This window comes from Rhizobium sp. RAF36 (assembly GCF_052114105.1).
In the GTDB taxonomy this organism is placed as follows: Bacteria; Pseudomonadota; Alphaproteobacteria; order Rhizobiales; family Rhizobiaceae; genus Rhizobium.
Map to the genome: position 1 here is coordinate 45,655 of NZ_JBFREC010000007.1, position 15,441 is coordinate 61,095.

Sequence of the window (15,441 nt, forward strand, 5' to 3'; positions counted from 1 at the left end):
GTCCATTCTCTCATTCGCCCGGCTGATGGGCTGATATCAGGGTTCGGAGCGCCTCGATATCGCCATGCAACGGCCGGTCATCATGGTAACGGCCGGCAACGCCGCGCACCATCGCGTAGATGGCGCCGGTTCCGGCAGCTCGCTCGCCATTAGCGGCAACGAAGTCATGGGCTTGTGCCGCCGCCATCAATTCGACGGCGAGGATATATTCGGCGTTGTCGATGATGGCGAGCAGCTTGTTCGCCGCCGCCGTCGGATGGGCCAGGAAGTCCTCCTGCAAACCGGAGGTGATGCCGCCGTCGAGCGAGGCGGGTGCCGCGAGACGGCGATTTTCGTTGGCAAGTGCCGCAGCGGTATATTGCGCGATCATGAAGCCGGAATGGCTGCCGGCATCGCTGGCGAGAAACGGCGGCAACCCGCTGACAAGCGGATTGACCAGCCGGTCCGCGCGCCGCTCGCTCATTGCGCCGATCTGCGCGATCGCGATTGCGAGAGCATCGGCGGCCTGCGCCAGGGCGGGCGCCACGGCATGCGCTTCGGAGGAAACAATGGGATGATCAGGCGTCCCGGAGACCGCAGGGTTGTCGGTCACGGAAGCAAGCTCCTGATCGACGATCCGCGCCGTCTCCTCGAACACGTCCCACGCAGCGCCGTGGGCGTGGGGCACCGAGCGGAGGCTGAGCGCGTCCTGCGTCCGTTTGCCCTTGGCAGCCGCGACCAACGCGCTGCCTTTCAAGCGGGAGCGTAAGCGCTCGCCTACCTTTGCTATACCTTTGGAGGGGCGAAGCGCCAGCACCGGCTCTTCGAAAGCGGCTGTCTGACAACCCACGGCTTCTAGCGTCAGCGCTGCGGCGCCGTCGGCCCAATCGAGCAGCCGTTCGGCGCGGGACAGGGCAACGGAAGACAAGCCCGTTGCGCAGGCCGTTCCGTTGACGAGGCTCAGACCTTCCTTGGCCTGAAGCACAAGCGGCGCGAGCCCGAGTGCGGCGAGCGCCTCGCGACCCGTCATCCGCCGTCCGCCGACGGTGGCATGGCCCTCGCCGATCAGCACCAGAGCCGAATGGGCGTTATGCGTGAGGTAGCCCGCCGATCCCTTGGACGGCATATCGGGAATGCAGTCCTTCGCGAGGAACGCCGTGAGATGTTCGAGGATTTCAAGGCGCACGCCGGAATGGCCGTGGCCGAAATTGGCGATCTGCGCAGCGATGATCGCGCGCACTTCGCACGGTCCCAGCAGAGGACCGACACCGCAGGCGTGGCTCAGAATGATATTGCGCGACAGGCGGCTCTGCGAGGTGCGATCAACGACCGTGTCGGACAAAGCGCCGACCCCGGTATTGATGCCATAGGCCCTGACGCCGCTTTCAACGATGCTCTCCACGATCTGTCTGGCGCGGGCGACACGGTCGCGTGCTGCGGCCGACAAGGCCAGAGCTCCACCCTCGCCGACGCGGGCGACATCGCGCCACGACAGACGTTCATGCAGGACGATGGTCATTGGCCGGTTCCGAAATGGCCGATGAACTGGCGGAAGGCCGGTGTGGCCGCACTGCCGAACATATCGTCCGGCGCGCCGCTGCTTTCGATCAGGCCTTCGCGCATGAAGACGACGCGGTTGGAAACGTTGCGAGCAAAGCTCATCTCGTGGGTGACGACGAGCATCGTCATGCCTTCCTCGGCCAGCGCGCGCATGACGCGCAGCACTTCGCCGACCAATTCCGGATCGAGCGCCGAGGTCGGTTCATCGAACAGCATCACCTTGGGCCGCATGGCCAGCGCACGCGCAATGGCAGCGCGCTGCTGCTGGCCACCGGAAAGATGCGCCGGATAGGCGTGGCGCTTGTCAGCGATGCCGACCTTTTCCAGCAGCGCCTCGGCTTCGGCAATACACTCAGCCTTCGGGCGCTTCAAAACGTGGACCGGTCCTTCAATGACGTTCTGCAGGATCGTCATGTGAGACCAGAGATTGAAGCTCTGGAACACCATGCCGAGCTCGGAACGGATGTGGTCGACCTGCTTCTGGCTGGCAGGACGGCTGCTGCCGTTCTTGTGCACCATTCGGATCTGCTCGCCATCGACCCAGATCTCGCCATCGCTCGCGGTTTCCAGGAGATTGATACAGCGCAGGAAGGTCGACTTTCCCGAGCCGGAAGCGCCAAGCAGCGAAATGACGTCGCCGTCCTGGGCCTCGAGGGAAATGCCGCGCAGGACCTCATGGGTGCCGAAGCTCTTGCGGATGTTGCGGACGGAAAGGCGTGTCACACCGGGCATCGCGGTTGCTCCTTAGGCCTTGAGTGCCGGCGGGATGGCGCGGCGGTGTTTGGAGAGTGAATATTCGAGCAGCGCCATGGCCTGCAGGATGATGAAGTTCAGCACCAGATAGATGATGGCGGCGCACAGGAAGACTTCCATGGTGCGATAGGTCTGCGAAATCAGCCGCTGCGCGACACCGGTGACTTCCCAGACGGTGACGAGACTCGCAAGCGCTGTCGATTTCATCATCAGCACGATCTCGGTGGAATAGGCAGGCAGCGCATGACGGAAGGCGATGGGCGCGATGATGCGCCGGATCATCAGCATGCGCGGCATGCCGATGGCGCGGGCCGCCTCGATCTCCTTCGGCGAAACGGCGCGGATGCCGCTGCGGAAGATTTCCGCCGAATAACCTGCCGTGCAGAGCGCCAGCGAAAGCACGGCGCAGACCATCGGCTCGCGCAGGAAGGGCCAGAGGAAGGAGTAGCGGATGACGCCGAACTGACCAAGCCCGTAAAAGACCAGGAACATCTGGATCAGTAGCGGCGAGCCGCGAAAGATGAAGATGTAGCCCTTAGCGAAACCGGCCAGCAACGGATTGCCACTGACACGAAGCGAGACGATGACGAGCGCCAGCAATCCGCCGAAAAAGATCGACAGCGAAAACAGGATCAGCGTCGTCGGCACTGCTTTCAGCAGCGTCACCATGGTGGAGAACAGAAATTCGAAATCCATCACGCTTGCCCCATCGCCGACGCAGGCATGCTGCGGTTTGCGCGCCGTTCGGCGGTGTTGAAGACCCGGTCCGAGAGACTTGTGAGCAGCAGATAGAGAAGGCCGCCGGCGATGAAAAACAGGAAATACTGGCGCGTCGAGCCTGCGGCCACCTGGCTGGTGCGCATCAGCTCGGCGAGGCCGGTGACGGAGATCAGCGCAGAATCCTTGAGGCTCAACTGCCAGACATTGCCGAGACCGGGGATCGCGAAGCGCAGGACCTGCGGAATGATGACGCGCCGCAGGCGCAGCACGCGCGGCATGCCGATCGCCGATGCCGCTTCCAGCTCTCCCTTGGAGATCGCCAGAAAGGCGCCGCGATAGACTTCCGCCTGATAGGCGCCGGAGATGATGCCGACGGCAAGGGCGCCGGCGGCAAAAGAGGGCAGACCGAGGAAGCCCTCGTAGCCCAGCCATTGACCGACGGATGTCACCGCCGCCGAGCCGCCGAAATAGATCAAATAGATGATCAGCAATTCAGGCACGCCGCGAAACACGGTCGTATAGATATTACCGAGCGTCACCAACAGCATGTTGCCGGAGAGTTTGGCCGAGGCGATGATGGTGCCGAGTACGGCGCCGATCGCCAGCGCAGTCGCGGTCACGGCGAGCGTCATCAAGGTTGCAACAAGCAACAATGCGCCCCAACCGTTCGGGCCGAAGCCCAAGAATCCTAAGGTTCCCATTGCGTCCGTTCCCGTCGATAGCGGCTTCAGGCGTCGAGATTATCACAGGCGTCTCCGGCAAGGTGCCGGAGACCGTATCGGTGATAGCCCGAAGGTTGCTTATTGCGGGCTGACGTCGACCTTGAACCACTTCATCGAGAGGGTCTTGACGGTACCGTCGGCCAGCGCGGACTTGATGGCTTCGCTGAACTTGTCGCGCAGGTCGGTGTCTTCCTTCCGGATGCCGAGACCTTCGCCCTCGCCCCAAATCGAGCCGGCGATTTCCGGGCCGGTGAAGGCAAGCGTATCGTTTGCCGACGCGAATGCGTTGTTGAAATAGACCGCGTCGTCGAAGCCGAGATCGATACGGCCGTTCTGCAGATCGAGATCGCGGTCGGCGCCGGTCTTGTATTCGCGGATTTCGGCGATCGAGCCGAAGTTGTCATAGACGAACTTCGCATAGACGGTCGCGGCCTGGATGCCGATCGTCTTGCCCTTGAAGGCTTCCTTCAGCGCATCGATTTCCTTCACGCCGGTCTGGCCGGGCGTCATCTTGATCGTCACGCCGGTACCGGCGGCATTTGCCAGCGGGCTATCCTTGGCGGTCGCGAAAGCGGCAGGCGTCGCGGCATAGGGAACGGTGAAGTCGATGATCTTCTTGCGCTCGTCGGTGATCGACAGCGCATCCATGATCACATCGAACTTGCCGGCATTCAGCGCCGGGATCATGCCGTCCCAGTCGGACGCGACAAGCTTGCATTCGATCTTGGCGCGCTCGCAGAGCACCTTGGCCAATTCCGGCTCGAAGCCGCCGAGCGTGCCGTCGGCGTTGGTCATGTTCCAGGGTGCGTAGGCACCCTCGAGGGTAATCGTCGCAGTCTTCCAGTCCTTGGCGAGAACCGGCGTCGCGAGAGCGGAGATTGCCACCGCTCCAGACACGATGATGCTATGCAATTTCATGTTCCAAACTCCTCTGAAATTCGATTGACCGTCTTTCCTGCCGATCTCCGCCGGCTTGCCTTTTGCGAAGATCAGATCTCGCCGAAGGTTGTATAGGGTACCATATGAATAATTTTGTGATATGCAAGATGGAAAGTTGAGTTTTGCGGCAGTTGCTGTCGATGCCAAGGGATTAGGCAATGAAACGTGCCGGTGAAATGAAGCGGGAATTGGCCGAGAATGACGCGACCCCGCTTTATGCGGGCGTCAAGCAGATCATTCTCGACAGGATTCACAGCGGCGAGTGGCCGCCCAAATACCGCGTGCCCTCGGAAAACGAGCTGGTTGTCGAGCTTGGCGTCAGCAAGATGACCGCCAACCGGGCGCTTCGCGAGCTTGCCAGCGAGGGCGAACTGGTGCGCATTCAAGGCGTCGGCTCGTTCGTTGCCGAGCGCAAGGGCGTCTCCGCCCTCTTCGAAGTGCGCAACATCGCCGAGGAGATCGCCGAGCGCGGCCACGCCCATGAAGCGGCGGTTATCGTGCTGGCGCAGGAGACTGCATCGCCTGAAATGGCGGATGCATTGGGCCTGGAGATCGGCTCGGCGGTGTTCCATTCACTCGTCGTCCACAGCGAAAACGGCGTCCCGGTGCAGATCGAGGACCGCCATGTCCACCCGGATGCCGCCCCTGATTACCTCACGCAGGATTTCCGCAGCAAGACGCCGAACGCTTACCTCTCGGAAGTCGCACCGCTGACGGGCTCGGAACACATTGTCGAGGCGGTCATGCCGCAGCCTTGGGAATGCAAGCTGCTGACGATCCTGAAGTCCGAACCCTGCCTGACAATCCGCCGGCGGACATGGTCTTCACGCGGCGTCGTGTCCGTCGCGCGCCTCATCTATCCTGGCCACCGCTACCGGCTGGAAAGCCGCAACGGCGTAGAAGCCAAGTAGTTGTATATGGGAGTTAACGGCGATTTAGCCGTTTACCGCTTGTCGGCGTAGTCGCTGCGGACGATCCCGTGACGCTGCATCTTGTCGTAGAACGTCTTTCTCGGGATGCCGAGGGCGGCGATCGTCTGCTGCACGTTGCCGCCGAACGAGGTCAGTGTATCGCGAATGATCCCGGCCTCGTAGTGATCAAGCCGCTCGGGCAGCGGCACGCCGCCGGAAGCACCGGGATCGGCCTTCGGCGGTTCGGGCTCGGCTGGCTGCATACCGAGGACAGTTCGCTCGGCAAAATGCGAGAGTTCGCGAACATTGCCCGGCCAGTCATGTTCCCGCAGATAGCGGCTGACGGCTGCCGTGATCTGCGGCACATCGCGCTCGAAGCGGCGGGCCGCCCGCTCGGCAAAATAGCTGAAAAGCAGCGGAATATCGTCGCGCCGCTCGCGAAGCGGCGGGATCGCCAGCGTCACCACGTTCAGACGGTAATAGAGATCCTCGCGAAAGCTCTGGCGCTGCGCGGGATCGCCGAGATCGACCTTCGCTGCCGCAACGATGCGCAGATCGACGGGGCGCACCTCGTTGGTTCCGAGCGGCGTCACCTGACGCATCTCAAGCACGCGCAGCATCTGCACCTGCGTCGACAGCGGCATGCTCTCGATCTCATCGAGAAACAGCGTCCCGCCGCTCGAATGCTCGATCCGCCCGACACGTTTCTTCTGCGCGCCGGTAAAGGCGCCGGGCTCGTGGCCGAAAAGCTCGCTCTCGATGATCTGTTCGGGAAGCGCGCCGCAGTTCAGCGCCACGAAATTGCCCTTCGAACGGCGGCTCCAGCCATGCAGCAGGCTCGCCACAACCTCCTTGCCGCTACCGGTTTCGCCGGTGACAAGCACATCGACATCGGTATCGGCGATCTGGCGCAGCATATGGCGCAGGCGCTCCATCACAGGGGTCTGCCCAATCAGCGGCATGCCCGGGTCGGCCTGCTGCGCGGCTTCGCGGAGATTGCGATTTTCGATCACCAATGCCCGCGTCTCGGCCGCACGCCGCACACATTGAATCAGCCGCTCGGTGGCAAACGGCTTGGCGATGAAATCATAGGCGCCGTCCTGGATCGCCTTGACGGCCATCTGGATATCGCCGTGGCCGGTCATCAGGATAACCGGTAGCTCGGCGTCGAGCTGGCGGATGCGCTCGAACATCTGCAAGCCGTCGAGGCCGGGCATGCGGATGTCCGACACCAGCACGCCCGGAAATGTACGGTCGAGCTTGCCGAGCGCTTCCATCGCCGACGTGCAGAGCGTCACGTCGAAGCCGGCGAGATCGAGCGTCTGCCCGGTGGCGCGCGACAGATCCTTGTCGTCGTCAACGAGGATGACCGGGGCTGCCTTGCTCATGCCGAAACCTTCTTCAGATGGACGATAAAGCGGGTGCCGTCGGCCCCACTCTCGACATCGATGCTGCCGCCATAGTCGGAGACGATGTCCTTGGAGATCACGAGGCCGAGACCGAGGCCTTTTTCCTTGGAAGAGTTGAAGGGTTCGAACAGGGCTTCGAGAATATCGGGGGCAATGCCCGGACCGTTATCGGCGACCGAAATGGCAACGCCGTCGCCGGAAACACCTGCCGAAACAGTCACCCGGCCGCCATCGCGCGCCTCCACGGCTTCCAGCGCATTCTGAAACAGGTTGATGAAGACCTGTTCCAGCCGCAGCCGGGTGCCCATCACCTGCAGGCCTTCAGGGACAGCCTCGACGGTCAGCATCTCCAGCCGGCCGGTGAATCGGCTGCGCAGCAACATCAGCGCGCCGTCTATCATCTCCTCGACGCCAACCGCTTCGGGCGCCGTTCGTCCGCGCCGGGCGAGTGCCTTCAGATCCTCGGTGATGGTCCCAATCCGCTCGGTCAGTCCGGCAATCAGCGCAAGGTTCTCCGCAACCGGTTCTGTCTGCTGGCGCTTGAGATAGACCGCGGAATTGTCGGCATAGGCACGGATCGTCGCGACCGGCTGATTGATCTCATGGGCGACACCGGCCGCGATCTGGCCGAGGATCGCCAGCCGGTTGGCATTGACCAGATCCTGCTGGACGCTCTGCAACCGTGCATCGGTCGCCCGGTGACGGGTGATCTCGGCCTCGAGGCTATCGCGCGTCCGGCTGAGATCACGCGTCCGCTCGGCAACACGCTGCTCCAGCTCTTCGCGCGCCAGCTGCTCGCGCACGATGGTCATCAGCGCCACATCCCTGCGCCGGAGCCAGATGGCGGCAATGGCAATCACGGTCAAAAGCGCCAGCGCCGTCACCAGCAGGGCCTCGCGCACGGCCGCAGCCACCGGCAATTCGACCGGCAACAGATACTGAAACGTCCAGTTCGTCGAAGGCACCGGCGCTATGATCTTGAGATAGGTCGCAGCCCGGCCACCCGGAAGGATGGCGCGGATCAGCAGCGCATCGGCGCCCAGCGCTTTCACCGGCTGGAAAGGCAGAGGCAAAAGCGGCGCATCGCCGAACTGCAGGCTCTCGCGGATCGAATGCAGGCTATCGGCAGCAAGCGCTTCCGACGTCATGAACCGCCAGGAGGGCACGCTGGTGATCAGCACCACGTTGTTCTGATCGACCACGAAGGCCGGACGCTGCGTGTCGCTCCAATCGCTCTCCAGCTGATCGAACTCCATCTTGACGACAACGACGCCAAGCGGTGCAGATGCAGGCCCGATACGGTGCGAGATATAGAGCCCGGGGCGTTTGCTGACGGAACCGAGCGCAAAATGCTCGGCCATCCCCTCCCGCATGCCGCGGGTGAAATAGCTGCGGAACGTGTAGTCGTTTCCGACGAAACTCGTCGCCTCGTGCCAATTGCTGGCCGAAACCGCGATACCATCCGCGTTGACCACGTAGATGACGGCGGCATTGGTGCCCTTGACCAGATCTTCCAGCTTGCCGCTCAACGCATCCTTCTTTTCCTGACCGGACTGGGTCAGCGCGTCCTCCACATCGCGGTCACGCGACAGCAGAAGGGGCAGCGCACGCGGCCGCTCCAGAACGGCTTGAAGCAGGGCAACCTTCAGATTGGCATCGGTGCGGCCCTGCTGTTGCAGCGCCGAAAGTGCTGCGGAACGCCCATAGATCGCCGCAGCGGTCAGTGCGGCAGCCGCGATCAGCGCCGATATTAGCGCAAAGACGACCCACGTCCGGCGAATACCGAGGCGAAGGCGCGCGTCTTCCGCGGATGGAGAGGCTATGCCCATTGCCGATATTGAGCACAAAACCGCACTTCATTCAATATAGGCCGTGCGGATTTACGCACATTCCGCATCAGACGACTTGCGCACCAATGTATAGTCTCAAAACAAATCAATGCCTTAGTCAGTATTTCCGAGTCTGGCACGCCGATTGCTGATCGTTCTACGACGAAACGCAATTCGCCCCGGGAGAGCCAAATCCTTGGTTGGGGCTTCATGGAGGATATCATGGACATTGCACACCAAGACACGCAGCCGCGTGCGCCTCTGCCGTTCTACCGGCATCTTTACGTACAGGTGATCGCCGCCATTGTCGCCGGCATCCTGCTCGGCCACTTCTATCCGGATACCGGTACGGCGCTGAAGCCGCTCGGCGATGCTTTCATCAAGCTCGTGAAGATGATCATCGCCCCGGTTATTTTCCTGACGGTCGCGACCGGCATTGCCGGAATGTCAGATCTGAAAAAGGTCGGACGCGTTGCCGGCAAGGCGATGATCTACTTCCTCGTCTTCTCGACGCTGGCGCTCGCCGTCGGCATGCTGATCGCCAACGTTCTGCAGCCGGGCGCCGGAATGCATATTTCCGCCGCCTCGCTCGATGCGAATGCCGTCTCCAGCTATGCCAGCAAGGCGCATGACGCGACCATCACCGGCTTCCTGATGAACATCATTCCGGACACGATCGTCGGCGCCTTCGCCCAGGGCGATATCCTGCAGGTGCTGTTCTTCTCGGTGCTCTTCGGTATCGCGCTCGGCATGGTCGGCGATCGCGGCAAGCCAGTTCTCGACTTCCTGAACGCGTTGACTGCACCGATCTTCCGTCTTGTCGCCATCCTGATGAAGGCAGCGCCGATCGGCGCGTTCGGCGCCATGGCCTTCACCATCGGCAAATACGGCATCGGCTCGATCGCCAACCTCGCCTTCCTGATCGGCACGTTCTACCTGACGTCACTGCTCTTCGTTATCGTCGTGCTCGGCGCTGTTGCCAAGTACAACGGCTTCTCGATCTTCGCGCTGATCCGCTACATCAAGGAAGAGCTTCTGCTGGTTCTCGGCACCTCGTCGTCGGAAGCCGCCCTTCCCGGCCTAATGCAGAAGATGGAACGGGCCGGCTGCAAGCGATCCGTCGTCGGTCTGGTCATCCCGACCGGCTATTCGTTCAACCTCGACGGCACCAACATCTACATGACGCTGGCAGCCCTGTTCATCGCCCAGGCAACCGACACGCCGCTCACCTTCGGCGACCAGATCCTGCTGCTGCTCGTCGCGATGCTGAGCTCCAAGGGTGCCGCAGGCATCACCGGCGCCGGCTTCATCACGCTTGCGGCAACACTATCGGTCGTCCCGTCCGTCCCGGTGGCCGGCATGGCGCTGATCCTCGGCATCGACCGCTTCATGTCGGAATGCCGCGCCCTCACCAATTTCGTCGGCAACGCGGTCGCGACCGTCGTCGTCGCCCGCTGGGAGAACGAGCTGGACGAAGGCATGCTGGCCCGCGCGCTCTCCGGTCAAGCGACCGAAGAACCTGTCCCGGTTCTTCAGGCCGCCGAATAATTCCTCCCAGGGAAGAGACCCGGTCTCCGGAAGGCCCGCCGCTTGCGGCGGGCTTTTTCCGTTTGCGGACAGCGCCACGGGAATTGCTTGACGGCTTCCGGGGCCAGGGCATTCTCTATGCCTGATAAGGCCAGCGTGATCTCACCCTATGAAAGAGCTGAAGATGAAGCTGCTATTGCTTGGCGCAACGGGACTGGTCGGCAACAAGGCATTGGAATTGGCACTTGCCAACGCCGCGATCTCCGAAGTCATCGCACCGACAAGAACGCCGCTGCCTGCCCGCGACCGGTTGTTGAACCCCGTTGCCCCGCGTCTGGAGGCGCTTGTTCAAACCTCCATATCGTACCAGCCGGACGCAATCCTGTGCGCGCTCGGAACAACACAGGCCAAGGCTGGTTCGAAGGAAGCATTTCGCTACGTCGACCACGAATTACCGGTCGCGTTCGGCCAAGCGGCGTTTGACGCCGGGGTCGAAACCTATGCCATCGTCAGCGCCGTTGGCGCATCGGAAAAGTCCATGAACTTCTATTCGCGGACGAAAGGCGAGGTCGAGCGGGACATCCGGAATATCGGTTTTCGATCCCTGACGATCTGCAGGCCGAGCCTGATCGGCGGAGAGCGTAGCGAGACGCGGCGGGCGGAGAGAGCGGCACTCGCCATGGTTCGGCTTCTGGCGCCGGTCCTGCCGAAGAAGTTCCATCTCAATCCGGCGGAAAGGATTTCCGCAGCCGCGCTCGACGCGGTCATCGCCGCAAAGCCGGGCTGCCACTTCATCTATGCCGAGCAGATGCGCTGACCTCGTTCGTCGAATAGAATCTAGGCCGTCGTCAGTTTCTCGATCGTCTGCAGATTGATCACCGCCTTAATCGGCAGATGATCAGAGGCAACGCGCGACAGTGGCGTGTCATGCGCTTCGATCGTCGTCAGAACGCCCTTGCGGTTGGCGATGATGCGATCGAGCGCCAGGATCGGCAGACGCGCCGGGAAGCTTGGAACAGCCGGCGGCTGCGGCCCGAAAGCCGATTGAAAGCTATTCAGCGACGAGCGGTCGCCCAGCCGCCACTCGTTGAGATCGCCAAGCAGGATGGTCGGCATCTCGTGCCGGTCGGCCATCAGTTCGACCAGCATCTGCGCCTGACGGGCGCGCGAATGGCGCAGCAGGCCGAAATGCGCTGCGATGATGCGCAGTGCCCCGCCACGCTCCAACTCGATTTCGGCCACCAGCGCCCCGCGCGGCTCAAGGCCGGGGAGCTTGATCTGGTGGACGTCGCGCACCAGGCCTTTCTTGAAGAGCACGACATTGCCATGCCAGCCATGCGCCTTCGCCATGCCAGTGATCGGCACCGGGATAAGGCCGGTCTCGCGCTCCAGCCGGGCAAGATCGAGAATGCCGGTGCGCTCGCCGAAACGCGTATCGGCCTCCTGAAGCGCGATCAGGTCGGCATCAATCTCGTGGATGACGCGGCTGGTCCGCTCAGGGTCGAACCGCCGGTCAGCGCCGACGCATTTGTGCACGTTGTAGGAGGCGATCAATGTGCCTTCGGCACGCGGCCGCGCTTCGGCAAGGGCGGCGTCAAGCCGCTTCTTCCTGTTGCGGATCGAGGCCAGGATGCTGGCGGGGATACTGTCTTTTCTGGCATGCATCGGAGTGGGCAAAGGCTCCGTTGATCGAAAATAGCTCTCCCGGGATTATAGGCGGCACAGCGGAAGCTGCCATAGGGGAAGCGCAGAAAATCAGAGATAGGGCGAGCCGAGCCAGAGAACCTTCTCGACGAGACGGACCAGGAAGGGCCGGGCGCGCAAGCCCTCCAGCGTCACCGGCGTTGCCGTGCGCAGCACCTCTTCGGCGTGCTCGTCGATCTCGGCTGCAAATCCCTCGTTGAACACTTCAAGATCGATCTCGAAATTCAGACGCAGCGACCGCGGATCGATGTTGGAGGAACCGACATAGGCCCAGGCGCCATCGACCGTCATCAGCTTGGAATGGCTGAAACTGCCGGTCGCCCGCCAGATGCGGCAGTAATTCTTGAGGATCTGGTCAAACTGCGCCGTCATTGCCCGGTCGACCAGCATCAGATTGTTGACGGCGGGAACGATGATATCCACCTCGACGCCGCGCCGCGCCGCCGTCACCAGCGCGCTGATCAGTTCGCGGTCCGGCAGGAAATAGGGAGACATGATGCGGATCGATTTTCGGGCGACCGAGAAGGCACCCATCAGCATCTTGTGATTGGTTTCAACGCTGCGGTCCGGCCCCGATGCAACGACGCGCATGAACACCGGATCACCCGGCTCGCGCTCCGGCGTGGCGGTCTGCCAAGCCGCGCTGTTCAAAAGCTCGCCGGTTGCAAACCGCCAGTCTTCGGCTGCGACATCGAACAGATCGGCGACGGCCGGACCGGTGACGGAAAAATGCGTGTCGCGGGCATAGTTCTCGCCCGACATCTCCTCGCTGAACCCTTCGCGGATATTCATCCCGCCGGTCAGCGCCAGCCGCCCATCGACAATGACGATCTTGCGGTGGGTCCTGAGATTCGCATAGGGCAGCCTGAGGCCCATGATGACGTTGCCGTTGAAGACCGAAACGGTGACGCCGCCCTCGGCGAGATAGCCGAGGATGCTCGGCACCGAATAACGGGCGCCGACGGCGTCGATCAGGACCCGCACCTCCACGCCGCGCTTGACGGCCGCTATCAGCGCATCGGCGATCCTGAGGCCGATCCTGTCGCGGTCGAAGATGTAGGTCTCAAGCAGGACACTGCGCTCGGCACCATCGATCGCCGCCTTCATGGCGCGATAGGCATCGTCACCCGTTTCCAGCATGTCGATCGTGTTGCCCGTTGTCAGCGGGTTGCGCGCAACGCGGTCGCCGAGCGTCTGCATGGCGGCAAAGCGATAACCATAGCCGCTGATCACCATCTCCGCATCGGCATCGAAAGTCTCGAGCTCGTCCAGCGCCGCATCGGGCAGCAGTTCATCGCGCCGGATACTCAGCGACTTGCGGCGGATGCGATTGACGCCGGCAATGGCGTAGAGCACCGCACCGACGATCGGCGACAGGATGATGACGCCGACCCAGCCGATCGCGGCGCGCACTTCCTCCTTGGTCATGGCGGCGTGAATCGCCGCCGCGGCTCCCATGGCGATCGAGATGATGAAAAGAATATGCGGCCAGTAGGTCGAGATGAGATAAAACATCGCTCAGGAATATAGCCGCGAAACGGCGGCGTTCAATTCGCCACTCTTCGCGTCAGGCGTGAATCTTTCGTGCAGATGTGAAATGCGGTCAGGCAAGAGCGAAAACCACCGATTCCGGCGGCAATCCTTCCCCATGCGCCTCGCGGATCAGCTCAAAGATCGTCTGGCCATTGACCGCGGGCAGCGTCATCGGCAGCGACGTGAGGTTGGCCCGCAGTTGAAGTCTTGCGCCGTCCATCGCCCAGTCGATCGCCAGGGCGCCATCGCCGGTTTCCAGCGCCTCGGCCTGCATCCGCGGTGTCCGCTTCAGCAGCGGCACGACATGCTGTTGCCGGATCCGCGCCAGCTCCGCGACGAACGCTTTCCGGCGCCTGCCATCGACAGCCTCGGCGCGCTGCCATTGCAGGGCTGAGCCATCGAAGGTCGCGCGCGCATTGGGGTCCGGCAGCGTCTCCTTCGATTGGCCTTCCTTCAGACCACCGAAGCCTTCAGCTTCCGTCATGCGGCCTTTGCGGATCATATCGCCGAGTTCGCCGGCATAGTCGCAGAAGAAATAGAAGGGCTGCGTCTCCCCATATTCCTCGCCCATGAACAGGAACGGGATCTGCGGCGCCAGCATCATGATCGCTGTCAGCGTCTCCACCATCGGCGGCCGGGACAGGCTCAGCAAACGCTCGCCAAAGGCGCGATTGCCGATCTGGTCGTGGTTCTGCAGGAAATTCACGAAGGCTTCGGGCGGCAGATAGACACGCTCGTCGCGCGGCAGTTCCGGTGGATCGGCACGGTCGGGATAGACGAAGCCATGCTGCAGGGCGAGCTTGGTCTTTTCCCAGAGGTCGGCGGCAAAGGGCTTGTAGTGACCGTTGTCCTCGCCGGTTGCGATGATATGCGCGACATGGTGGAAATCGTCGTTCCATTCGGCCGTGTAGGTCTTGACCTCGCCTTTCTCGTCGCGCTCCAGAAGACTGACGAGATTGCGCTGATCCTCGACGACCAGATGAACCTTTCGGCCGGGGAAAGCCGCACGCACTTCTTCCGACAATTCTTCGAGGACATGGCGCTCCGACAGGTCATGGATCTGTTCGACGGCATCGAGCCGCAGGCCATCAAGCTGAAATTCGCCGATCCAATAGAGTGCGTTGTCGATGAAATAGCGGCGCACCGCGGGCTGAGCGAAATCGATTGCCGCTCCCCACGGTGTCTGGCGGTCGGCGCGGAAGAAATCCGGGGTATAGCCATGCAGGTAGTTTCCTTCGGGGCCGAAGTGATTGTAGACGACATCGAGCAGCACCATGATGCCGCGGGCATGCGCTGCATCGATGAAGGCGCGAAAATCATCCGGTGTCCCGTAGGCCGAATGCGGCGCGTAATGCAGCACCCCGTCATAGCCCCATCCGCGCTCGCCGGAAAACTGCGCCACCGGCATCATTTCGATTGCCGTGATGCCGGTCTCGGCGAGATGATCAAGCTTGCCGATCGCGCTTGAGAACGTACCCTCGCTGGTAAAGGTGCCGACATGGATCTCGCTGATGACCGCCTCTTCCCAGTCCCTTCCCTTCCAGTCGGTCCGCCAGCGATAGCCACTGGCCGGCACCAGCGACGGTCCATGTACATCGCCGCGCTGCTGGCGCGAGGCGGGGTCGGGCACGGCGCGTCCATCTCCGAGAACGAAGACGTAATCCTGTCCTTCGAGCGGTCCGGACACGCGCGTCTCGAACCAGCCGTCACCGGTGTTTTCCATCTCATGGGCGGCGCCAGCCAGCTGCAGAACAACCGCCGCTTCTCCCGGTGCCCAGAGGCGGAATTTGATTGCATCGCCATCTGTTTGTGGTCCCCAGGCGTGCCTTGCATTTCCCGTCATGCCGTCCCCTCG

The 15,441-nt window shown here is 62.4% G+C and carries 13 protein-coding genes; 3 read left to right on the plus strand and 10 right to left on the minus strand.

All coding sequences use genetic code 11. The features are described from left to right. Positions 1 to 10: 10 nt before the first annotated feature. The 5 genes from AB4Z25_RS22115 to AB4Z25_RS22135 all read right to left on the minus strand — a co-directional run bounded on the left by AB4Z25_RS22115 (position 11) and on the right by AB4Z25_RS22135 (position 4,652). Positions 11 to 1,498: an HAL/PAL/TAL family ammonia-lyase gene (locus tag AB4Z25_RS22115; RefSeq protein WP_442209028.1), complete on the minus strand. Its 1,488-nt coding sequence runs from the start codon at positions 1,496 to 1,498 to the stop codon at positions 11 to 13. Beyond that, positions 1,495 to 2,271, minus strand: a complete 777-nt coding sequence (locus AB4Z25_RS22120; protein ID WP_112516587.1) for an ATP-binding cassette domain-containing protein — start codon at positions 2,269 to 2,271, stop codon at positions 1,495 to 1,497. The genes AB4Z25_RS22115 and AB4Z25_RS22120 overlap by 4 nt, the downstream gene beginning before the upstream one ends. Before the next feature lie 12 nt (positions 2,272 to 2,283). Beyond that, positions 2,284 to 2,988 (minus strand): ABC transporter permease, encoded by a 705-nt coding sequence (locus AB4Z25_RS22125; protein ID WP_112386712.1) that lies wholly within the window; start codon positions 2,986 to 2,988, stop codon positions 2,284 to 2,286. Continuing rightward, positions 2,988 to 3,713, minus strand: coding sequence for an ABC transporter permease (locus AB4Z25_RS22130; RefSeq protein ID WP_442209029.1), 726 nt, complete (start codon positions 3,711 to 3,713; stop codon positions 2,988 to 2,990). Before AB4Z25_RS22130 ends, AB4Z25_RS22125 begins: the two co-directional genes overlap by 1 nt. A 99-nt stretch (positions 3,714 to 3,812) precedes the next feature. Next, positions 3,813 to 4,652, minus strand: a complete 840-nt coding sequence (locus tag AB4Z25_RS22135; protein WP_442209031.1) for a transporter substrate-binding domain-containing protein — start codon at positions 4,650 to 4,652, stop codon at positions 3,813 to 3,815. Between the two features lie 179 nt (positions 4,653 to 4,831). Here AB4Z25_RS22135 and hutC point away from each other — a divergent pair, with 179 nt between their 5' ends. Beyond that, positions 4,832 to 5,584 (plus strand): histidine utilization repressor, encoded by a 753-nt coding sequence (gene hutC / locus AB4Z25_RS22140; protein WP_112386710.1) that lies wholly within the window; start codon positions 4,832 to 4,834, stop codon positions 5,582 to 5,584. A 32-nt stretch (positions 5,585 to 5,616) separates the two neighbouring features. Here hutC and AB4Z25_RS22145 read toward each other — a convergent pair whose 3' ends face one another. Further along, positions 5,617 to 6,972, minus strand: coding sequence for a sigma-54-dependent transcriptional regulator (locus AB4Z25_RS22145; RefSeq protein ID WP_442209032.1), 1,356 nt, complete (start codon positions 6,970 to 6,972; stop codon positions 5,617 to 5,619). Then, complete coding sequence (locus tag AB4Z25_RS22150; protein ID WP_442209034.1) at positions 6,969 to 8,822, minus strand: sensor histidine kinase; 1,854 nt, start codon at positions 8,820 to 8,822, stop codon at positions 6,969 to 6,971. Before AB4Z25_RS22150 ends, AB4Z25_RS22145 begins: the two co-directional genes overlap by 4 nt. Before the next feature lie 222 nt (positions 8,823 to 9,044). Here AB4Z25_RS22150 and AB4Z25_RS22155 point away from each other — a divergent pair, with 222 nt between their 5' ends. Together AB4Z25_RS22155 and AB4Z25_RS22160 are read left to right on the plus strand one after the other, a co-directional pair. After that, positions 9,045 to 10,370, plus strand: coding sequence for a dicarboxylate/amino acid:cation symporter (locus tag AB4Z25_RS22155; RefSeq protein WP_405049552.1), 1,326 nt, complete (start codon positions 9,045 to 9,047; stop codon positions 10,368 to 10,370). Between the two features lie 163 nt (positions 10,371 to 10,533). Next, on the plus strand, positions 10,534 to 11,166 hold the full coding sequence (locus AB4Z25_RS22160; protein WP_442209036.1) for an NAD-dependent dehydratase: 633 nt from the start codon (positions 10,534 to 10,536) through the stop codon (positions 11,164 to 11,166). Positions 11,167 to 11,186: 20 nt separating this feature from the next. Here AB4Z25_RS22160 and AB4Z25_RS22165 read toward each other — a convergent pair whose 3' ends face one another. The 3 genes from AB4Z25_RS22165 to treZ all read right to left on the minus strand — a co-directional run bounded on the left by AB4Z25_RS22165 (position 11,187) and on the right by treZ (position 15,429). After that, entirely contained in the window at positions 11,187 to 12,014 is an 828-nt protein-coding gene (locus tag AB4Z25_RS22165; RefSeq protein ID WP_112516579.1) for an endonuclease/exonuclease/phosphatase family protein, read from the minus strand. Between the two features lie 90 nt (positions 12,015 to 12,104). After that, positions 12,105 to 13,568 carry a phospholipase D-like domain-containing protein gene (locus AB4Z25_RS22170; RefSeq protein WP_442209038.1) on the minus strand — a complete coding sequence of 488 codons (1,464 nt, stop codon included), beginning with the start codon at positions 13,566 to 13,568 and terminating at the stop codon, positions 12,105 to 12,107. 88 nt (positions 13,569 to 13,656) lie between these two features. Further along, on the minus strand, positions 13,657 to 15,429 hold the full coding sequence (gene treZ / locus AB4Z25_RS22175) for a malto-oligosyltrehalose trehalohydrolase (protein WP_442209040.1): 1,773 nt from the start codon (positions 15,427 to 15,429) through the stop codon (positions 13,657 to 13,659). Between the last annotated feature and the right edge of the window lie 12 nt (positions 15,430 to 15,441).